At 70.2% G+C, this 18,333-nt stretch carries 20 protein-coding genes; 9 read left to right on the plus strand and 11 right to left on the minus strand.

Annotated elements, in window-relative coordinates:
* Positions 1-13: 13 nt before the first annotated feature.
* Complete coding sequence (locus tag ACTWQI_RS19165; RefSeq protein ID WP_443271985.1) at positions 14-178, minus strand: hypothetical protein; 165 nt, start codon at positions 176-178, stop codon at positions 14-16.
* Positions 179-570: 392 nt separating this feature from the next.
* On the opposite strand from ACTWQI_RS19165, the gene ACTWQI_RS19170 reads away from it, so the two are divergent.
* From ACTWQI_RS19170 to ACTWQI_RS19185, 4 genes are all read left to right on the plus strand, one after another.
* Positions 571-966: a TOBE domain-containing protein gene (locus ACTWQI_RS19170; protein WP_443271986.1), complete on the plus strand. Its 396-nt coding sequence runs from the start codon at positions 571-573 to the stop codon at positions 964-966.
* A 161-nt stretch (positions 967-1,127) separates the two neighbouring features.
* On the plus strand, positions 1,128-1,934 hold the full coding sequence (modA, locus tag ACTWQI_RS19175; protein WP_443271987.1) for a molybdate ABC transporter substrate-binding protein: 807 nt from the start codon (positions 1,128-1,130) through the stop codon (positions 1,932-1,934).
* Positions 1,935-1,950: 16 nt separating this feature from the next.
* The gene (locus ACTWQI_RS19180) at positions 1,951-3,909 is read left to right on the plus strand and encodes an ABC transporter permease (RefSeq protein ID WP_443271989.1); all 1,959 of its coding nucleotides are present in this window, start codon (positions 1,951-1,953) and stop codon (positions 3,907-3,909) included.
* A gap of 78 nt (positions 3,910-3,987) precedes the next feature.
* Positions 3,988-4,233, plus strand: coding sequence for a hypothetical protein (locus tag ACTWQI_RS19185; RefSeq protein ID WP_443271991.1), 246 nt, complete (start codon positions 3,988-3,990; stop codon positions 4,231-4,233).
* A 7-nt stretch (positions 4,234-4,240) separates the two neighbouring features.
* Here the strand turns inward: ACTWQI_RS19185 and ACTWQI_RS19190 are convergent, their stop codons facing one another.
* The 3 genes from ACTWQI_RS19190 to ACTWQI_RS19200 form a co-directional block, all read right to left on the minus strand.
* The gene (locus tag ACTWQI_RS19190; protein ID WP_443271993.1) at positions 4,241-5,038 is read right to left on the minus strand and encodes a VOC family protein; all 798 of its coding nucleotides are present in this window, start codon (positions 5,036-5,038) and stop codon (positions 4,241-4,243) included.
* A gap of 96 nt (positions 5,039-5,134) precedes the next feature.
* Positions 5,135-6,031 (minus strand): cytochrome c biogenesis CcdA family protein, encoded by an 897-nt coding sequence (locus ACTWQI_RS19195; protein WP_443271995.1) that lies wholly within the window; start codon positions 6,029-6,031, stop codon positions 5,135-5,137.
* Between the two features lie 6 nt (positions 6,032-6,037).
* A complete protein-coding gene (locus tag ACTWQI_RS19200; protein ID WP_443271996.1) occupies positions 6,038-6,628 on the minus strand; it encodes a redoxin domain-containing protein in 591 nt (196 codons plus the stop codon).
* A 266-nt stretch (positions 6,629-6,894) separates the two neighbouring features.
* Here ACTWQI_RS19200 and ACTWQI_RS19205 point away from each other — a divergent pair, with 266 nt between their 5' ends.
* The 3 genes from ACTWQI_RS19205 to ACTWQI_RS19215 all read left to right on the plus strand — a co-directional run bounded on the left by ACTWQI_RS19205 (position 6,895) and on the right by ACTWQI_RS19215 (position 10,440).
* Positions 6,895-7,653, plus strand: a complete 759-nt coding sequence (locus ACTWQI_RS19205) for an IclR family transcriptional regulator (protein ID WP_443271998.1) — start codon at positions 6,895-6,897, stop codon at positions 7,651-7,653.
* A 102-nt stretch (positions 7,654-7,755) separates the two neighbouring features.
* Positions 7,756-9,087, plus strand: a complete 1,332-nt coding sequence (locus tag ACTWQI_RS19210) for a PP2C family protein-serine/threonine phosphatase (RefSeq protein ID WP_443271999.1) — start codon at positions 7,756-7,758, stop codon at positions 9,085-9,087.
* A 207-nt stretch (positions 9,088-9,294) separates the two neighbouring features.
* A complete protein-coding gene (locus ACTWQI_RS19215; RefSeq protein WP_443272000.1) occupies positions 9,295-10,440 on the plus strand; it encodes an FAD-dependent monooxygenase in 1,146 nt (381 codons plus the stop codon).
* 28 nt (positions 10,441-10,468) lie between these two features.
* Here the strand turns inward: ACTWQI_RS19215 and ACTWQI_RS19220 are convergent, their stop codons facing one another.
* From ACTWQI_RS19220 to ACTWQI_RS19245, 6 genes are all read right to left on the minus strand, one after another.
* Entirely contained in the window at positions 10,469-11,452 is a 984-nt protein-coding gene (locus tag ACTWQI_RS19220) for an aldo/keto reductase (protein ID WP_443272002.1), read from the minus strand.
* Positions 11,442-11,669 (minus strand): hypothetical protein, encoded by a 228-nt coding sequence (locus tag ACTWQI_RS19225; protein WP_443272004.1) that lies wholly within the window; start codon positions 11,667-11,669, stop codon positions 11,442-11,444. Before ACTWQI_RS19225 ends, ACTWQI_RS19220 begins: the two co-directional genes overlap by 11 nt.
* A 120-nt stretch (positions 11,670-11,789) precedes the next feature.
* Positions 11,790-12,278: an SPW repeat protein gene (locus tag ACTWQI_RS19230; protein ID WP_443272006.1), complete on the minus strand. Its 489-nt coding sequence runs from the start codon at positions 12,276-12,278 to the stop codon at positions 11,790-11,792.
* 280 nt (positions 12,279-12,558) lie between these two features.
* Positions 12,559-13,422, minus strand: coding sequence for a hypothetical protein (locus ACTWQI_RS19235; RefSeq protein WP_443272008.1), 864 nt, complete (start codon positions 13,420-13,422; stop codon positions 12,559-12,561).
* 167 nt (positions 13,423-13,589) lie between these two features.
* Positions 13,590-14,612 (minus strand): DUF6114 domain-containing protein, encoded by a 1,023-nt coding sequence (locus ACTWQI_RS19240; protein WP_443272009.1) that lies wholly within the window; start codon positions 14,610-14,612, stop codon positions 13,590-13,592.
* Positions 14,603-15,124, minus strand: coding sequence for a DUF6230 family protein (locus tag ACTWQI_RS19245; RefSeq protein WP_443272190.1), 522 nt, complete (start codon positions 15,122-15,124; stop codon positions 14,603-14,605). The genes ACTWQI_RS19240 and ACTWQI_RS19245 overlap by 10 nt, the downstream gene beginning before the upstream one ends.
* Positions 15,125-15,384: 260 nt before the next feature.
* Between ACTWQI_RS19245 and ACTWQI_RS19250 the strand changes: the two genes are divergently transcribed.
* The gene (locus ACTWQI_RS19250; RefSeq protein WP_443272011.1) at positions 15,385-16,065 is read left to right on the plus strand and encodes a TetR/AcrR family transcriptional regulator; all 681 of its coding nucleotides are present in this window, start codon (positions 15,385-15,387) and stop codon (positions 16,063-16,065) included.
* Positions 16,066-16,187: 122 nt separating this feature from the next.
* Positions 16,188-16,844, plus strand: coding sequence for a hypothetical protein (locus ACTWQI_RS19255; protein ID WP_443272013.1), 657 nt, complete (start codon positions 16,188-16,190; stop codon positions 16,842-16,844).
* Between the two features lie 12 nt (positions 16,845-16,856).
* Here ACTWQI_RS19255 and ACTWQI_RS19260 read toward each other — a convergent pair whose 3' ends face one another.
* Positions 16,857-18,308, minus strand: coding sequence for a glycoside hydrolase family 76 protein (locus ACTWQI_RS19260; protein ID WP_443272015.1), 1,452 nt, complete (start codon positions 18,306-18,308; stop codon positions 16,857-16,859).
* Positions 18,309-18,333 lie beyond the last annotated feature (25 nt).

Below are 18,333 nucleotides of genomic sequence, written 5' to 3' on the forward strand. Positions count from 1 at the left end.
CGGTCGGTTCAGCTCACTCCTGATCGTCGTCCAGGTTGGTGCAACCGCCGTCACAGCTCCAGGAACTGCTGCAACCGGTGGATGACCCCGCGGCCTGGGGCGACGCGATGGTGTCGCTGATCCAGAGCATGTCGTCCGAGGTTTCCTCCGCGACGAGGTCGAGCGTCGCTTCGGGCATGGTGTGACTCCTCTCTCGCTTCCGCTCAAGGGCAATGACGATTCGCAGCGTCACACCGGTGATTCCGCGCATCAAGAGCGGCCAGCTCGACGTCAGAATTTCGTAACCATCCGATGTCACACGGGAGTTCAGCGGACGGATCCTCCAAGCGAAGCACTGACCACGATCCTCGTGACGGCCTACGAACTCTGCTGGGACAGCGCTGGAGGAACGTCCGAGAGTGTCCGCCGCCCGCCTCCGGGGCCATGATCCCTCCGGCGGAGATCGCCGGGATGAGCCCGGCATGCGATCGGGCTCACATGCGGCACTATGCGCCGATGACGCTGGCATCTGCTGTCCTCATCCCGAGATGAGCTTGCAGATCGTAGGATCTGCTCCATAGAGTGCCGGGCATGCGGTCCTACACCATCGGCCAGGCGGCACGACTGCTCGGCGTCAGCGCGGACACCACGCGGCGCTGGGCGGACGCCGGGAAGATGCGCACCCACCGTGACGAGTCGGGGCGCCGGCTGATCGACGGCCGGGACCTGGCGGCCTTCTCGGTCACCCTCGCCGAGGGCTCGGCCCACGACGAGGAAGCGTCCTACACCTCTGCCCGGAACGCCTTCCCCGGCATCGTCACCGCCGTCAAAGTCGGAGACGTCGCCGCCCAGGTGGAGATCCAGGCCGGCCCGCACCGCCTCGTATCGCTGCTCACCCGCGAAGCCGTCGAGGAGCTGGGCCTGGAGGTGGGCATGGAGGCCGTCGCCCGCGTGAAGTCCACCAGCGTCCACATCGACCGGCCCTGACGGCGGCGATTCCGCCGACCAGCGCCCGGTCGCGGTCCCGGTGGCCGCCGGGCCGATTGATGGCGTCGGATCGCATGCTCCTTGAGCCCGGGCCGTCTCCCGTGCGCGAGGGTCGACCCGTTGCGAGCCCCTGCTCGCGCAGCATGAAGGAGAACGTTCCCATGTCTCTCGTCGTCGCACGGCGACGCGCCATCCGTGGCGCCGCAGCCACGATCAGCGCCGCCCTGCTCCTTCCTTTCGCGGCCGCCTGCGGCAACGACTCCGACCCGGGCGGGAAGCACGGTGCCGGATCGACCTCGCACCAGACCACGCTCACCGTGCTGGCCGCCGCCTCGCTCACCGACGTCTTCAAGGACGTGGGCGCCGCGTACGAGAAGGAGCGCCCCGGAACGAAGGTGACGTTCTCCTTCGCCGGCTCGCAGGAACTCGCCGCACAGGTCCGGCAGGGCGCCCCGGCCGACGCGCTCGTCACGGCCGACACGAAGACCGTCGAGGGTCTGCGGGCCGAAACCGGCCGCCCGACGATCATCGCCGGTAACCGCCTGGTCATCGCCACCGCCAAGGGCAACCCGAAGAAGATCGACGGGTTGAAGGACCTGGCGGACACGGACCTCAAGGTCGTCCTCGCCGCGCCCGACGTGCCCGTCGGCCGCTACAGCCGACAGATGCTCGACGCCCAGAAGGTCACGGTGGAGCCGGTCTCCCAGGAGGCCAACGTCCGCGGCGTGCTCAGCAAAGTCGAGCTCGGCGAGGCGGACGCGGGCATCGTCTACCTCACCGACAGCACTGCAGCGGGGGACACGGTCGACGCCGTCGAGATCCCCGAGGAGCAGAACGCCGTCGCCGAGTATCCGGCGGCGACCCTCAAGCGCGCCGAGCACGCCGACGAGGCGTCCGACTTCGTGGCATGGCTGAGCTCCGAGGAGGCCCAGCGGATCCTGCGCGACGCGGGCTTCCTGAAGCCGTAACCGGCAGGTGACCCGCATGAAGCGTCCGCATCCGCTCGTCCACCGCATCCCCCTGTCGCTCGCCGTACCGGCGGCGGTCGCGGTCGCGCTGTTGCTCCTGCCGCTGATCGGCGTGCTGGCGCGCACCCCGTGGGCGCATCTCGGAGCCCACCTCAGCAGCCCAGGGGTCACCCAGGCGCTGCAGCTGTCGCTGGTGGTCTCCGCCTGGTCACTGGGCCTGTCGCTCCTGCTGGGGGTGCCGCTCGCCTGGCTCCTGGCCCGGGTGGACTTCCCCGGCAAGGCGCTCGTCCGGTCCCTCGTGCTGCTACCGATGGTGCTGCCACCGACCGTGGGCGGTGTGGCCCTGCTGCTGGCCTTCGGAAGGCGGGGGCTGCTCGGCGGGTGGCTGGAGGACTGGTTCGCCACCACGCTCCCCTTCAGCACCCCCGGCGCGGTTGTCGCTGCCACCTTCGTGGCCATGCCCTTCCTGGTGATCAGTCTGGAGGGGGCACTCGCCGGTCTGCACCGCCACTACGAGGAGACCGCCGCGTCGCTGGGCGCGCCTCCGATACGGGTGTTCCTGACCGTCACCCTTCCCATGGTCGCCCCCGGGCTGGCTGCCGGGGCAGCGCTGACCTGGGCCCGGGCGCTGGGCGAGTTCGGCGCGACCATCACCTTCGCGGGCAACCTCCCGGGCGTCACCCAGACCCTGCCGCTTCAGGTCTATCTCCTCCTTCAGGACCAGCCGCAGGCGGCGACGTCGGTCTCCCTGCTTCTGCTGGCCATCGCGATGGTGGTGCTGCTCGCCCTGCGCGGCCGCTGGGCGGGACCGTCTCGGGTACGCCGCCGGGCGTCCACCCCCCTGACGCCGGGTGAGCTCCCCGCCGCGGCCGTGGAAGTGAGCGAGCAGCGGCCGCCGTCCGCCGTGCGGGCAGCCGCTGTCGCGGCCGCGGAGCGCTGGTCGTTGCACGCCGAGGTCACCGGATCCACCCACCTCACCCTCGACGCCGATCCTGGTCGGACCATCGCCGTCGTCGGCCCCAACGGAGCCGGGAAGACCACCCTCCTGCGCGCCCTGCTCGGCCTCACCCCCCGCGCCCGTACGACCGCGCTCCGCCTGGGCGACCACGCCGACGCCTCCGGCCTGCCCCCGCACCGCCGCGGCGTGGCCTGGGTCCCCCAGGAGGGGGCGCTCTTCCCGCATCTGACCGCCCTGGGCAACACGGCCTACGGGCTGCGCGCCCACCATGTCCCTCGGCGGGAGGCGCGGCGGATCGCCCAGGAATGGCTGGACCGGCTCGGCGTTGGCCCCCTGGCCCACCGCAGACCGGGCCAGTTGTCCGGCGGCCAGGCCCAGCGCGTCGCCCTGGCCCGCGCGCTGGCCGCCCGTCCCCGACTGCTGCTGCTCGACGAGCCGCTCGCCGCCCTCGACCAGAGCACGCGCACCCACGTCCGGCACACGCTGCGCGAACACCTGGCCGGCTTCGGCGGCGTCTGCCTCATCGTCACCCATGATCCGGTGGAAGCCGTCTCCTTGGCCGACCGCGTGCTGGTCCTCGACGACGGTCAGGCCGTTCAGGACGCACCCCCGGCCGAGCTCACCCGCTCCCCGCGTTCCCCCTGGGTGGCGCGGATGCTGGGCAGCAACGCCTGGCCGGGCACGGCGGTCTCCGGCGGCATCGCGCTGCGGGGAGGCGGCCGGGTCGTCGCCGCCGACTCGCTCCCCGAAGGCACCGAAGCCCTGGCCGTGATCGCCCCTGAGGCCGTCTCGCTGCATCGCGAACGCCCTGCCGGCAGCCCCCGCAACGTCTGGTCCGGCACCATCCGCGAGATCACGGCTCACGGCAGCCGGATGCGCGTCCTGGTCACCGCCGATGCCGCGCCCGACGTCATCGCCGAGATCACCCCCGCCTCGGCGGCCGAGCTGGGTCTGGCCGAGCACAGCGCCGTCTGGGTCAGCGTCAAGGCCACCGAAGTGCGACTCGTCGAGCTCTAGAGCCGGCACGGAGACAGCAGCTCCGGTCGCCACGGTGCCCAGGCCGGCCGCCGCGCCGTCCACGCCGATACGGCAGACGTGGCCGCTGTACGCGGCAGGCTTCACCACCGCCATCGGGGTGCACGGCATCGCGGCCAACCTGGCGGCTTCGCCGACGACGCGGTCACCTCGCTGCTCGTCCTGGGCGGGCTGCTCGCCCTGTACGACGGGGCGGAGGTGCTGCTCAAGCCGGTCTTCGGCACGCTGGCCGAACGGGATCGGCGCCCGACCGGTGCTGCGTATCAGCTGTTACATCCGCTGGAGATGGCGCGTTGCGCCCGCTGAGGCCGCGTCAGGACACGTCGTGCAGCTTGGGCATCTCGCCCTCGGTCGTGCTGATGTCGATCACGGAGAACGCCGCGCCCTGCGGGTCGGTCAGTACCGCGAACCGGCCGAACGGGGTGTCCATCGGCCCGAACCGCAGCACCCCGCCGTGCTCGGTCGCCTTCGCCACCGCCGCGTCGCAGTCCTCGACGGTGAAGTACACATTGACGTACGGCGGGACCTCGGGCGGGAAGTCGTCCGTCATCTGCATCCGCCCCAGCACCGCGTCGTCCCCGAGGTAGAAGAGCCTGAAGTCGATCGCGTCGTCCTCCAGCTGCTTCGCCGTGTAGCGGAAGACGGCGGGGAAGAAGGCGTCCGACTTCTCCGGCTCCCGGGTGAAGACCTCGGCCCAGCAGTACGCTCCGGGCTCGGCCTTCGCCTCGAAGCCTTCGTGGGTGCCCGCCTGCCACACCCCGAAGACGACCCCGCTCGGGTCGCGGGCCAGGAGCATCGAACCGAACTCGCCGACCTGCATCGGCTCCATCAGCACCGCGCCCCCGTTGTCACGGATCCGCCCGGCCACGGCGGCGACGTCCGGCGACGCGAAGTACAGGCACCAGGCCGACTGGCCTTCCTGCCCCGGCATCGGGGGCACGACGGCGGCCACCGCCTTGCCGTTCGCGTACGCCTGCGTGTAGTTCCCGTACTCCGACGACGCCTCGCCGAACGTCCAGCCCAGCACGTCGCCGTAGAAGCTCTTCGCGCCCTCGAGATCGCTGAACATCGCATCGGCCCAGCACGGCATGCCCTCAGGTTGTGCGGCCATGGCCCGGCCCTCTCTCCTGCTCGACGGATGGTCCGGTTTGTCACGCTAGCCAGCCATCGGCCACCCCGCGCGCCGAACCGCTCGGCATCCGGTCGGCTAGGAGTCGTGGGCCGGCGTCTTGGGGGCGGTCGGCCGCTGCGCGGGACGGCTCTCCCGGCGTCCGCGGTAGTGGTGGACGAACAGGCCGGTCAGCAGCAGCAGTCCGAGCAGCACCGCGAGCGCCGGCACCCCGATGCGGTCCAGGGTCTCGGCGAGCCACCGCTGGACCGTGCCCGCACCGTCCACCACGGGGTCGGTGACCTGGCCGCCGCGCTGAAGCCGGATCTCGTACCAGCCGTAGTACGCCACATACGCGCCGACGACGAGCAGGAGCGCGCCGCCGAGGCGAGCGGCGACAGCGCCCAGCCGGCGGATGCGGCCCACTCGGGCGGTACGGGTGAGCGCCACGGAGAGGGCTGCGGCGCCGACGATCAGGCCCATGCCGGCGGCGTACGCCGCGAACAGCACGACGCCCTCGAGCGTCGACCCGCTGCGGAACGCGGAGACCACGATCGCGAGGAACGGGGCGATGGTGCAGCCGAGGGAGGCGATGGCGTACGCGCCGCCGAACAGGGCCATGGAGGGCAGGGAGCGGGTGACGGCCGGGGCGCGGCGGAGCTTGGGCAGCAGCGCGGGAAGTTCACGACCGGCCAGGAGCCAGCCCCCGAGGACGGCCATCAGCAGGCCGAAGACGATGGTGAACCAGGGCAGATGCTGCTGGACCTGGCCGGCGACCGGGGCGACGGCCAGGCCGAAGAGGGCGAAGACGGCCGTGAATCCGGCGGTCATCGCGGCCGTCGTGGCCAGGGCGCGGCCGACGGCCGCGGTCCGGGTGGGCGAGTCGTCGCCCAGGACCAGCAGCGACAGGTAGGCGGGCAGCAGTGCGAACCCGCAGGGGTTCACCGCGGCGAGCATGCCCGCGGACAGCGCGAGGGCGAGCGGAAGGTCGGACATCGTTGATCAGCCGACGAGCTTGCCGACCTTGTCGGCCAGTCCCTTCCCCGCGGGCAGGTTGCCGGTGAAAACGGTCTTGCCGTCCTTGTCGAGCAGGACGTAGGTGCTCTGCTCGGCGATCTTGAACTTCTTCCAGACTCCACCGGGTTCGTCGGTCAGGTTCGGGAAGCCGTCGATCTTCGTGGAGGCGACGAAGTCCTTCATGGCCGCCGGCTTGTCCAGCCCGGCCACCCCGACGACGTTGACCTTGCCGTCGAACGCCTCGGCGACCTTCGCCGTCTCCGGTGCCTGCGCACGGCACTTGGGGCACCAAGGGGCCCAGAACCACAGCACGGTGGGCTTGCCCGCCAGCGTCATGCCGTCGAAGGGCTTCCCGTCGACGGTGGTCGCCGAGAACTTCAACGCGTCGGGCACGTTCGCGGAGCCCGGCGCGTCAGCTGTCTCACTGTCGGACGGCGTCGCCTCCGGGCTCGCGGTGGCGGTGGGCCCGCCGCCGTCGGTGCCGCCTGTTTCATCGGTTCCGCCGCCGTTTCCGCATCCGGCGACGGTGAGCAGTGCGGCGGCCACGACGGCCGGGAGGAGCAGGCGGCGACGCATGGAGTCTCCTGATGTTCGGGGGATCGGCCCGACTCTAGAACGGCAGGCCCCCGTCAGGGCAGTGCACCCGGCCTTACGGATCGGTGACGTCGGTCCGCCTCGTCCTCGCCCGCCCCGTCCTCGACTCGTTCGGAATCCCTGGACGGTCACCGACCGTGTACCGGACGGAAGCGGAGCGACACGACGGGGCCGGCCGGACCCTCGGTTTCGCCTGGTGACGGCTGCCGGACGTTGCCTGGGCGGTGCGCCGGGCGCAAGCTTGACGTATGGGTGCTCAGCAGGGCCCGACCCTCATCACCTCCGTGCAGCGAGCCTTCCGCCTGATGGAAGCCGTGGGTGCACACGAGTGCGGTGCGCCGGCGAAACAGCTGGCACGCGAGACGGGGCTGCCCCTGGCCACCACCTATCACCTGCTGCGGACGCTGGTGCACGACGGATACGTACGCAAGCTGGACGACGGCGTGTTTGTGATCGGCGACCGGCTGGACATGCTGCACGCCGGAAGCCGCGAGCAGCAGCTGCTCACCCGGATCCGTCCCACGCTCGCCGCCCTGCGGGACGAACTGTCGGCCGCTGCCTATCTGACCTTCTACGAGGAGGGTGAGGTGCGGGTCGCCGAGATCGTCGACGGTCCCCGGGCACCACGCGTCGACGTCTGGGTGGGATTCGAGGACGCCGGGCACGCCACCGCGCTGGGCAAATGCGTGTTGCGCGAGCTGGACGACGAGGCCCGCAACGACTACCTCTCCCGGCACTCGCTCGCCGACCTCACACCCCGCACCATCACCCGGCGTGCCGAGCTGCTGCGACGACTCGACACCTCGCCCGCCACCCCGGCCGTCCTGGACCTGGAGGAGTACGCCCTCGGTACGGTCTGTGTCGCGGTGCCCGTGTACAGCGGGAACAAGCTCGGCGCCCTCGGCGTCTCGCTCCGGGCGGATCAGCGCTCCCGTCTCGATCAGATCCGATCGCGGCTGATTCCGACAGCGAGCCGCGTGACCAGGGGCCTTTCGCTCACTATCTGAAAATCCTGTCCTTGCGGCCCCCTGGCGGGTACGTGTTCCCTGAACGAAACAGACGTTCAGGTGCATACGCGCCGAGATCAGGAGAGAGCTGCGAGCTAGGACATGAGTCAGGCCCGAGACCGTCAGCGCCACCGCCAGCCGACATGGCAGTTCAGAAAGCGGAGCTTCGGCTCACGCGTCGAGCCGGCCCGGGCGAATGACCGCTCAGGGCCGGCTGCGACGTCCTCGACCTCGGCGTCGGCCCTGCCACGCGCCACGCATCTCGCCGCCGCGGTGCCCGTACTGATCGTCTCCTGCGTTGCGCTCGTCGCCCTCCTCAGCGGCGCCGGGATGCACTGGTTGTCGCTGCTCGCCGTCGGGCCCGCGCTGGCCTCCGCCACCAGCGGCCCCTGGGGGGTCCTGCTCGTGGGCTTCCTCGCCGTGGCGCTGGGTGTCGCGCTCGGCGCCCATGGTGGTGCGCCGGGCAGTGAGCAGGCGATCGTACTGTCCGCGCTGGTGGCCGTGACGTCGGCGAGCAGCCTGGCCGGCGCGCTGCGCCGGCGTCGGGAACGGGTACTGGCAGCCGTACGCTCGGTTGCCGAGACCGCCCAGCATGCGCTCCTCAAGCCCGTGCCCGCGACGGTCGGTGAGTTCGAGGTGGCTGTCCGCTACAGCGCCGCTGCCGCGGAGGCCCGCATCGGCGGGGACCTCTACGCGCTGGTGTCCACCCCGTACGGGGTCAGGTTGATCGTCGGCGATGTTCGCGGCAAAGGCCTGCCGGCGGTCAGCACGGCCGCTCTGGTGCTCGGCGTGTTCCGCGAAGCTGCGTATGACGAGCCGGACCTCCTGGACGTCGTCGACCGGATCGAGCGGAGCCTGTCGCGCAACCTCGCCCCCGACGACTTCGTCACCGCCGTGGTCGTCGGGTTCCCGTGTGCCCGGCGCATGGAAGTGGTCAACTGCGGTCACGCCCCGCCACTGCTGGTGCGCGAATCCGATGGCGTCATGGCTGTCGAGCCGACCCATCCCGCTCCGCCTCTGGGGCTGCGTGCCCTCACCGGCGAGACCCCGAGCCTCCAGGTGTGGTCCTTCGCCGACGGCGACCAGCTGCTGCTCTACACCGACGGGGTCACCGAGGCCCGCAACCACGGTCGTGAGTTCTACCCGCTCGTCGAGCGGGTGGCCGGGCATGTGTCGGACGACGTGTCCCGTACGCTCGATGCGCTCCACGACGAGCTGCTGGCGCACGTGGGCGGTCGGCTGCACGACGACGCGGCGCTGCTGCTGCTGCGGAGACCGACCGTTGCCGAGTCCGGGCCCGCCGACGATTGCCAGACTTCGGTCGGCAGATCGCGCGTGATCCCGGCGGAGAGACAACCAGGCGATGACGGCTTCGTGGGTGGCGTGGGGGAGCTGGCCAAAGGCGCCCCCGAGCCGATCACGCGCCGCGTTTGATCTGCCCGCTGCGCCCTTTTACGCTGGAATTCCTGCTTGTGGGGCGCGTGATTCCGCGAAGAAGTGGTCGGTCCCACGGACCGCTTCGGGGGATCCGGTCGTTCCCGCCGCTCAGCCGTGTGATGCGGGCATCGCCCGGCCCGTCGCCGAGAGAGAGCAGTGCTCCGGCGGCCGGGCGAGGTCACCCTACGGATGAAGGGCGAGCCGATGCGGACACGGGTTCTGGTGGTGGGCGCCGGCATCGGCGGACTGGGCGCGGCAGCCGCGCTGGCGCAGCGCGGAGCGGACGTGGATGTGGTGGAGATCCGGCCCGAAACGAGCGGAGACGGCGTCGGCATCAACCAACCCGCGAACTCGCTCCGCATGCTGCGCTCGCTCGGCGTCCTCGAGGAGTGCCTGGCAGTCGGCTTCCAGTACTCCGCCTACGAGTTCTACGACTACCGGGGCAACCTCATCGCCGAAGTCCCCTCACGCCTTGGCGGGGACGGACTGCCCGCCAACAACGCGCTCTCCCGGCTGGATCTGCACCGCATCCTCCGCGCTGCGGTCGACGCGGCCGGAGCGCGGATCTCCTTCGGGGTCACGGTGCAGGATCTCGAGGACTCCGGTGACCGGGTGGACGTGGTTCTCACCGGACAGCGAGCCGAATCGTACGATCTCGTGGCCGCTTTCGACGGCGTCAAGTCTTCGCTGCGGACGCGCTTGTTCGGACCGGACTGCAAGCCGGTCTACACCGGCTTCGGAGTGTGGCGCGTCACCGTACCGCGTCCGGCCGATGTCGTGAACACCCGGCTGTTCCAGGGTGATGGGACCAAGGCCGGGGTCATCCCGCTGTCCGAGAAGACCATGTATCTGTTCCATGTGACTCCGGAACCAGGGAATCCGCATCATGATCCGGCGCGATTCGACGTACTGCTCAAGGACCGGCTGGCCGGTTACGAGGGGCTCGTCGGCGAGCTGCGGGACAGCATCGGCGGGCCGGAGGCCATCATCTACAGCCCATTGAGCGAGGTGCTGCTGCCCTCGCCCTGGTACCGGGGGCGCGTGGTGGTGCTCGGCGACGCTGCGCACGCCTGTACTCCGCATCTGACCCAAGGCGCTGCCATGGCCCTGGAGGACGGCGGCGTGCTCGCGGAGCTGCTCGCCGGGAACCGCTCCGTCGAGGAGGCTCTGGACGCGTTCATGCAACGCCGCTATGAACGGGTCAAGTTCGTCCAGGAGGTCTCCCACGCGGCGCTGGCCGGGGAGATGGCGATCACTGCCGAGACGCTCCCGCTGGCTGCCGACTACCTGCGGGAGATGCTGCCCGACCGGCTGGCGGAGATCGAGAGCACACTCAACAGCGCTCCGTGAGCCCGGATCTCGGTGCACATGACGGCCGTTACGTCCAGGCCAGCCGTGATCTTTGTGCCCAGTATGCCTCGGCGGGCTCGGTCAGCGTGGCCAGCAGTTCGAGCTGATCGGGCTCGAGCCGCAGGTCGGCCGCCGCGAGGTTGCTGGTGAGTTGCTCGACCGTGGCCGCTCCCGAGAGCACCACGTCCGCCCAGGGCCGCGCGGCGACCGCAGCGAGCGCCACGGCATCGCATGAGGCTCCTGCCTCCTGCGCGATCTCGCGCAGCGCCGCGGTGTCCGGCCCCGTGGCGTGGCGATCGGCCAGGCGGCCGTTGGCCATCGCCTCCTTGACCAGCACCGTGCGCCCGGCGGCGTGCGCCTCGGCGAGGGCTTCGCCCGCTGACGGTTCGAGCAGGTTGTAGGTGGCCTGGACGCTGGAGAAGAGCGGTTCGCCGTCGACCGTGATCGTCAGCGCCGCGCGAATGGCTTCCGCTTGGGTCGGCCCGCTGGTCGACAGTCCGATCGTCACGCCCTCGGCGGCGAGCGCGGCCAGCCGCTTGTGCAACGCGGGGTCGGTCAGCGCTGGACTGCCTGGGGTGACCGAGTGGATCTGGTAAAGGTCGAGCCGGGTGCTGAGCAGTGCACGCGTCTCGGCGAGCTGGCGTTCGTAGGTGGCGGCGCTGTGGTCCTTGACCTCGTGCACCTCGGCGTCGGTGCGCCAGTCGGCGGTGTAGGTGTAGCCCCACTTGCTACCGATCACCACATGCTGTGCGTCGGGGCGTGTCCGCAGCCAGTCGGCGAGGAACTCCTCGGCCCGGCCGTAGGAGCGGGCGGAGTCGACGTACCGCATGCCCCGGTCGTAGGCGGCGTCCAGCACCTTGTGGGTACGGGTCCGGAGCACGTCGACCGAGCGGTCGGCGGGCAGGTCCGCATCCCGGCCCAGATTGATGTAGCCGGGGCGCCCGACCGCGGCCAGCCCCAGACCGAAGCGTCGGATTGATGAGGCGGCGGGGTTCAGGCGTTCAAGGGACATACGGGGTGTCCTCCAGGATCCGATCAGCGTGGCCCGCGGCGCTCGGGCAAAGGATGGCGCGATTCGCGTCATCACAGTGAAGGCGAGCAATGATGCCGGACGAGACGGAGACCTGGCGGCCGTGCCGGTGTGCCGCGGTGACGATCTGGGCGATGGCGTCGAGTACCGCGGCGTGCGCGGCCATGGCGGGGGTGGCGGCCGGGTCGCGCCGGTCCATGCCCCGAGGCGAAGGGGATTGCCGGCCGTGGAGGAGGCGCGGCAGCGTCCGGCTGTCGCCGTCGGGACGTGAACGTGCGGCCGCTCCGGCGACCGCACGTGACGAGGACGGATTACCCATTCATGCCCCGGGCGCCCCGCGTGTCCGTGCGCCGGGACCGTACGCACCACCCATCGCCTCACGCAACCGTGCCGCGGCTGCCAGGCTGCTGATCGCCAGGGCCAGGAGCAGCGCGATCGATCCGGCGACGGTGTTGTTGATGATCGTGCGGGTGATGTCGACATCGCCTGCCATGGCCCACGGGCTGATGATCGTCCACACACCGATACCGGCGGCAGCCCAGCTCATGGCGTGGGTGCGCTCGTAAGCCCCGAACCACGCCACGCAGAGGGTGTACGCGATACCGGTGATGAGGTTGTTGACGGCCAGTGGCTGCAGGTCATTGAACCCCACCACCCACGGCGAGATCGTCAGGTAGAGGCCGGTGACGACGGCCAGTGCCTCGGCGGCCTGGGCGGGGAACGAGGATGCGACACGTTCGGAACGTGCGCGCAGCTCGACGAGGTCCGGATGACGTTCTATGCCCGTCGGGCTGGTAGGAGCGGTCACCAAGACCACCTCCTCGGTGGGCGTCAAGTTCTATATCTGCATGTACCCCATCAAAGCGCATCTACCTCGAATAGTCCGCAAAGGTTCCTTTATCGCCGCAAACTATGGCATTCTTCATCTCCCTCGGATGCGGGCCGTAGTTGATCGGTCACGGTGGATGTCGACGCGTCGTCCGGTCCACCCTGGTGACCCGGGTGCCCCCGGGGGTGCGGTCGAGCTCGATTACTTCGACGGATTTCGAATCAGTCGATCGGAGGGCGTTGCCCGCCCCGTGAGGGGCTCAGCTCTTGGTGAGGCGCCAGGTCTTGCTGTCGGTGGCCACGCAGAAGCCGGGAGAGAGGACGATGACCCGCAAGGTGCCGCTGCGGCGGTCGTAGTCGATGCCCTCGGCTTCGAAGCTGCCCGAACAGGCGCTCCGCAGGGGGAGTTGGCGCAGTGCGGTCACATGCCCGGTGACGTCCGAGCCGGACAGCTCGCTGGAGAGGTCCACTTGGAGGAGGGGCTTGGTGATGCCGAAGAGCGTGCCCGCCGGGTCGTCGGAGGAGCACAGCAGCGTGGTCGCGCTGGAGAAGTCGCAGCCCTGCACATCGCGCACGGCGTGGTCCAGCTTGATGGAGAAGGCGTGGGGCAGGTCCGCTGAGGGCGAGGTGCTCGAGTTGACTCCGGGGGTGGGGAAGACCAGGAGCCGGTCCATGGTGCCCCATTCACCGGCGACCATCCACTGTCCGTTCGGTGTGATCGTGGCGAACGAGTTGTTCAGCGCCTCGCCGGACTTGAGTTTGTGGACGTACTCCGACCAATCGCCGTTCGGTGCCTGCACGCGGAACATCTTGGCGTCGCCGGAGTCCCGCTGGTACGGCTCGATGTAGTAGCCGTTGTAGGAGGCGTCCGGGTCGCCGACGTGGTTCCAGCCCCGGTTGCTGACATCGGACGGGATGGTGCCGACTCCCGTGTAGCGGTTCGGACTGCCCGGGGGTTCCTCGACGGAGGTCAGACCTTGACTCTCGGTCAGCGGATCGGCGCGGTCCGAGCCCACCTCCGTCCAGGTGTCCGCTGCCGATGCCGGCGCCGTGCACAGGGCCGCGGCCACGGCTGCGACGACCGCGGTGGTGAGGATGGTCTGACAACGTTGCCAGGTTCGCATGTGCCGACTCCTTCGGCTGCATGGAGCGTGTGGGGGTGCGCCCACAGTCTGGCCAGGGAAGCTGGCCATGTACAGACCAATTCGTTGAATCGAGGATGACGGGCAGGTTGCCCGGCGCGAAGCGTGGGGCCCACGGATCCGCGGACTGGCGTGCACCGATGCAGCCGTCAGGAGGCTGCGGTACGCAGCGTCAGTCCGTCGGCTGCGATGAGGTCGGAGGTGACCAGGGCTTGCTCGGCGTGGACGTCCGTCATGTAGACGAAGGGCGGGACGACCGGCGGTACGGGGAGCGTGTCAGGGGTGAAGGTCAGGCAGACCACGCCCTGGAGGCACCCGCTGATCCGGGTGAGATACAGCGTGACGTCGCCGCTCAGGTCAAGGGTGTCGGCGCCGAGAGAGAGCTCGTCGCCGCCGTCACGGGTCCTGAGCCGGTAGTCGGTGAGCGAGGCCGCACGCATCTTGAGCACCATGACCTTCAGCGGGCCCTTCCTGGTGGGGACTTCGCTGACTCCTGCCAGGGTGAGGCCCTCGGGCGCGAACCTGGTGGTGCTGACGATCGGCGGGGTGCTCGCCACCGGAATGGAGCGCGCGGCGGGCGCGCGGACCGGCGCCCCGGCCGGACCGGCGGTGGCTGCCAGCAGAACCAGAGGCAGTACGACGGCGAGCGCTCGTGGCCCGGCCCGATCCCGTAGGGGCGACGGCTGTGCGGCCTCGGCGGACTCCTCCAGGTCCGAGGGGAACCGCTCGGTCACGTGATCCTGTTCGGTCACCGGTGTCCAGCCGAAGCCCATGGCACTGCCCAGGATCCCGAGCAGCATCCCGATCAGGAAGCCACCGAGGTTGGTCGCGGCGAACGACAGCACCGACAGGATCAGCGCATGGATGCTGACGTAGTGCCGGGTGTGCGGCAGGAACCACAGGAACAACCCGGCGACGACGAGGGCCAGCCCGATTCCGATCGCGGCCAGCCCGCCGAGCCCCAGGCTCACCAGCACCGTCAGGGGCGACATCGGGACGAGAATCAGCTCGGCGCCGCCCAGCATCAGCAGCAGCCCACCCCAGAACGGCCTCGTCCGCCGCCAGCTGCGGAACGCCGCGCGCCGTCCCTCCGGAAGCGGCCGGGGGAGCAGCCGCAGCAGTCGCCGGGCCCGCCTCGACAGCCGGAGCGCCTGCCGCAGTATCAGAAACACTTCCTGCCATCCAGGTTGACCTGCACCTTCAGGCCCTTCAGCCGGAAGTTTCCGCCGGTGGCCGACCAGGCGTGGGACCGTACGCCGGCCACTGAGATGTCACCGGCCTGCAGCCCGAACTTCCCGGCCTCGCCCTTGATTCCGGGCACCTGGGTCAAGGTGGAAGCGTCCCGGCCGATCTGCGCGGTGCCGAATCGGGCGTCGCCGACGAGATCCTCGCCGTCGATCACGAGCTTGCGCGCCGTGACGTCCCCTGCCTCGCCGCCGGCCGTCAGCTTGAAGACAACCCTGCCCAACGGGGTCTTGACCTCGGCGGCTTGGCAGATGTCCGCGAGCGTTGCATCGCCGATGCCCAGCAGGGCGACCGGGTGGCCCTTGCCGTCCACGGACCGGTCGGTCTGGACGAACGACGACAGCCCCTGGCTGGTCAGCTTGCCCGAGCCCACCTGGAAGTTGGTGCCGGACACCGCGAAGGAGGTGGCCAGCGCCCCCTGTGCCATCACGGTGGCCATCGCACCGACGGCCAGCAGTGCGGGCACGGCCACGACGGCCGTCTTCCTCCAGGCGGTTCTGCCGTGCGGCACGTGTCGAGTCTCTGAGCTCACCGTGTCCTCCCCAGGAGCAGCGGACGGACCGGGGCTGCGGGCGCAGCCGCGGACGAGTGCAGATGCAAGGTCCCTGGTGGAGCGTCCTCCGGGACGACGTCGCAAGTCGGCAGCGGCTGCCATACTGCGGATCCCGTCGGTAGAACAGTTGGAGACTAGGCCGGAAATTGAATAATAGTCAACAGTCCGGACCGGACCCGCAGACGAATCCGGCCCCCGGCGCCACCAAGGGCGTGCGCGGCCCCCGGGGCACCGAGCGCTCCGTGGCGCGCAGGGCCGAACTCATCGCCATCGGCCGGAAGTTGTTCGCCGACACCTCGTACGACGCGCTGTCCATCGACGACATCGCGCGGCAGGCCGGAGTCGCGAAAGGGCTGATCTACTACTACTTCAAGAACAAGCGCGGCTACTACCTCGCGATCATCGAGGACTCCGTGGCCGAACTGGTGGTGCGCGCGAGCAGCGGTCGGGAACTTCCGCGTGCCGAGCGGGTGCAGCGCACCATCGAGGGCTATCTCCGCTACGCCCAGACACACCAGGCCGCCTACCGGGCGATCGTGACCGGCGGCGTGGGCTTCGACGCCGAGGTGCACGCGCTGCGCGACGGTGTCCGGGAGAAGCTGCTGGCCGCCATCGCCCGAGGCGCGTACGGCCGCGAGGACATCCCCCTGATCGCCCGCACCGCGCTCGTCGGCTGGATGTCGTACGTCGAGGGCGTGACGCTGGACTGGTTGAACCACCAGGAGCTGGAGCGGGTCACGGTCAGGGACCTGCTCGTACGGACTCTGGCGGACACGCTGCGGGCGGTGGAGGATTTCGATCCGAGCTGCCCGGCCCCGAAGGCCTGAACCTGTCCCACGGACCCGGACGGCTGGGAATCCGCCGGTCGCCCACTCGCCCCGGTCTTACGGATCGCTTACGCGGCTCGTTCCGCCTGCCGGGCCGCACCGCTCCTCCTATGCTCGCAGGCATGTTCACCCGCGGCCTGCGGCCCGCCCTGCGCGACATCGCCCTCGTCAGCGCCGTTCCCCTGTTGCTGGCCGCGGTCGGACTGGTGCATCCGCACGCACTCACCCGGTCCACCGCCGGCCACTGGGCCGGCCTGCACATCTGGCTGCTGCCCCTGTTCCCGCTGCTGGCGCTGGGCGTGCTGGTACCGCTACGGGAGCGGCCGGGCCGTGATGCCGCCGGTGCCGCCACCCTCGTGGCCTGGGCCGGTGCCTTCGGCTACGCGGTCTTCTACACCGGGCTCGATGCTGTGGCCGGGATCGCCGCCGGATTGGTCCGCCACCACGAGGGTGCGCACGCCGACACCGGCGTGCACGCTCTGTTCCGTACCGGCGACGCGCTCGGCCAGGCCGGGGTCTACGCCCTCGGCATCGCCGTGCTCGCCGCGTCCGTGGCCCTGTTCCTGCGACAGGGGGCGCGCGTCCTGCCCGGCGCGGTGGTGCTCCTCATCGCCTGCTGGTCCTTCACCGACAGCCACATCTTCTGGCCCCGCGGTGTGGTGACGATGCTGGCGTTCGCACTCGGTTTCGCCCTGCTGGTCACCGGGTCCCGTGGTCCACGCGAGCGGGAACGCCCTCCCGCGCCCGGCCGAGGCGACCCTCGAGCCGGGGAAGCCTGACCGTCCGCGGGGTCACTGGGTGGCGTTGAAGGCGTCGAGGGCGCTGTGCTGGCGGGCGCCGTCGACGGCGTCCGCCGGGCCGGCCCAGTGCAGCCCGTACTGGTCGAGGCTGGTCCGGTTGGCGGCGTACATCGTGTCGGTCTGCCGGGTGAGGAATGACCGGTAGGGCCGCTCGGACAGCGAGCGGTCGAGCTCACCGAGGTTGCGAACGAAGACACCCTTGAAGGAGGCCAGGCTTTCGCCGCCGCATTCGTACTCGCACGGATCGGTGAGAATCCCGTTGTTCACCAGGCGGGTGGTGGCGGCGTCGGCGATCCGCCGTGCCTGCTGGATCAGTTCGGCGTCGCCGGTGGCCCGGTGGAGTTCCAACAGCCCGCCGAGGACAGTGCCCTGGTTGTAGGTCCAGGTGGTGTCGCCGTTGTTCTTGCAGGTGGACGTGTTGAGGCCGTCGTTGACCAGGTTGTCGCCGTTGATCATGCCGCTGTTCCGGAACCAGGTCCAGGTCCGCTTGGCGCGGTCCAGGTAGGTGGTGTCGCCGGGGATCCGGTTGTGCAGCGCCGCGGCCAGCTTGATGAACAGCTCGTTGGTCACCGCGTTCTTGTAGTTGCGGGCCGTGGACCACCACAGCCCGCCGCCGCAGGTGTCGTCCCAGAAGGAGTACATGTAGTCGGCGTCGATCTTCGCGGTGTTCAGGTACCGCTGGTCGCCGGTCAGGTCGTAGGCGCGCAGCCAGGCCAGTCCCCACCAGCCGGTGTCGTCGACATAGTCGTTGCGGAACTCGCCGAGGTGAGCATTGCGGTTGCGGTCGTAGGTGTTGGCGATCGCGTACCGGTAGGCGGTGGAGCCGGTGAGTGCGGAGTGGTCGACGATCGCGGTGATCGCATTGGCCGTGTTCCACCAGCCGGTGCTCGGCACCCAACCGGTGCCGTAGTCGTAGAGGCCCATCAGCGCCGTTGCCGCCGCGTCGATCCGGGTGCCCGCGTTCACCGTCGACCGCGCCCACGAGGTGCAGACGATCTCGCCCCGGTCGCCCGCCTTGCCGCAGGCGCGCAGCGCGCCGACCTGCTTGGCATTCGGATCGTCGACGTTGTACATGAGGGTGCGCCAGTCGGAGCGTCCGGCGGGGATCTTGGTGTAGCCCAGTTTGCTGCCCTGGCTCCAGGACTTGCCGCCGTCCCAGGACCGGTCCAGCCAGACCTCGTCGTTCGGGCTGCCGTTGCGGATCGACGCCCAGCCCATGTTGTCCGCGTCGGACATGTGCAGCCGGATGCCCCTGCCGAAGATCGTCACCTCGCCGACCGGGAACCGCTCGCCCCGCGCGAGCCCGGGGTCGCGGCCATCGCAGTAGTGCGCGCCGCAGACGGTGGTCTGGGCGGCTGCAATCGTCTCACCGGCGAGGATTCCCGCGACCAGGGTCAGTACGGTGAGGACGCGGACAACTGATCGGAGAGCGGCGTCGGGCATGGCGGACCTCCAGGTGGCGACCGGC

Source organism: Streptomyces sp. KR80, from assembly GCF_052245555.1.
In the GTDB taxonomy this organism is placed as follows: domain Bacteria; phylum Actinomycetota; class Actinomycetes; order Streptomycetales; family Streptomycetaceae; genus Streptomyces.

Excerpts from the sequence above, each read along its gene's own strand:
- ACTWQI_RS19205 (WP_443271998.1), top strand. The coding sequence starts at position 6,895 with ATGGGTGCTCAGCAGGGCCCGACCCTCATCACCTCCGTGCAGCGAGCC.
- ACTWQI_RS19215 (WP_443272000.1), top strand. The coding sequence starts at position 9,295 with ATGCGGACACGGGTTCTGGTGGTGGGCGCCGGCATCGGCGGACTGGGC.
- modA (WP_443271987.1), top strand. The coding sequence starts at position 1,128 with ATGTCTCTCGTCGTCGCACGGCGACGCGCCATCCGTGGCGCCGCAGCC.
- ACTWQI_RS19165 (WP_443271985.1), bottom strand. The coding sequence starts at position 178 with ATGCCCGAAGCGACGCTCGACCTCGTCGCGGAGGAAACCTCGGACGAC.
- ACTWQI_RS19260 (WP_443272015.1), bottom strand. The coding sequence starts at position 18,308 with ATGCCCGACGCCGCTCTCCGATCAGTTGTCCGCGTCCTCACCGTACTG.
- ACTWQI_RS19225 (WP_443272004.1), bottom strand. The coding sequence starts at position 11,669 with ATGGACCGGCGCGACCCGGCCGCCACCCCCGCCATGGCCGCGCACGCC.
- ACTWQI_RS19180 (WP_443271989.1), top strand. The coding sequence starts at position 1,951 with ATGAAGCGTCCGCATCCGCTCGTCCACCGCATCCCCCTGTCGCTCGCC.
- ACTWQI_RS19235 (WP_443272008.1), bottom strand. The coding sequence starts at position 13,422 with ATGCGAACCTGGCAACGTTGTCAGACCATCCTCACCACCGCGGTCGTC.
- ACTWQI_RS19245 (WP_443272190.1), bottom strand. The coding sequence starts at position 15,124 with ATGGCCACCGTGATGGCACAGGGGGCGCTGGCCACCTCCTTCGCGGTG.
- ACTWQI_RS19255 (WP_443272013.1), top strand. The coding sequence starts at position 16,188 with ATGTTCACCCGCGGCCTGCGGCCCGCCCTGCGCGACATCGCCCTCGTC.
- ACTWQI_RS19210 (WP_443271999.1), top strand. The coding sequence starts at position 7,756 with ATGAGTCAGGCCCGAGACCGTCAGCGCCACCGCCAGCCGACATGGCAG.
- ACTWQI_RS19170 (WP_443271986.1), top strand. The coding sequence starts at position 571 with ATGCGGTCCTACACCATCGGCCAGGCGGCACGACTGCTCGGCGTCAGC.
- ACTWQI_RS19200 (WP_443271996.1), bottom strand. The coding sequence starts at position 6,628 with ATGCGTCGCCGCCTGCTCCTCCCGGCCGTCGTGGCCGCCGCACTGCTC.
- ACTWQI_RS19190 (WP_443271993.1), bottom strand. The coding sequence starts at position 5,038 with ATGGCCGCACAACCTGAGGGCATGCCGTGCTGGGCCGATGCGATGTTC.
- ACTWQI_RS19220 (WP_443272002.1), bottom strand. The coding sequence starts at position 11,452 with ATGTCCCTTGAACGCCTGAACCCCGCCGCCTCATCAATCCGACGCTTC.
- ACTWQI_RS19195 (WP_443271995.1), bottom strand. The coding sequence starts at position 6,031 with ATGTCCGACCTTCCGCTCGCCCTCGCGCTGTCCGCGGGCATGCTCGCC.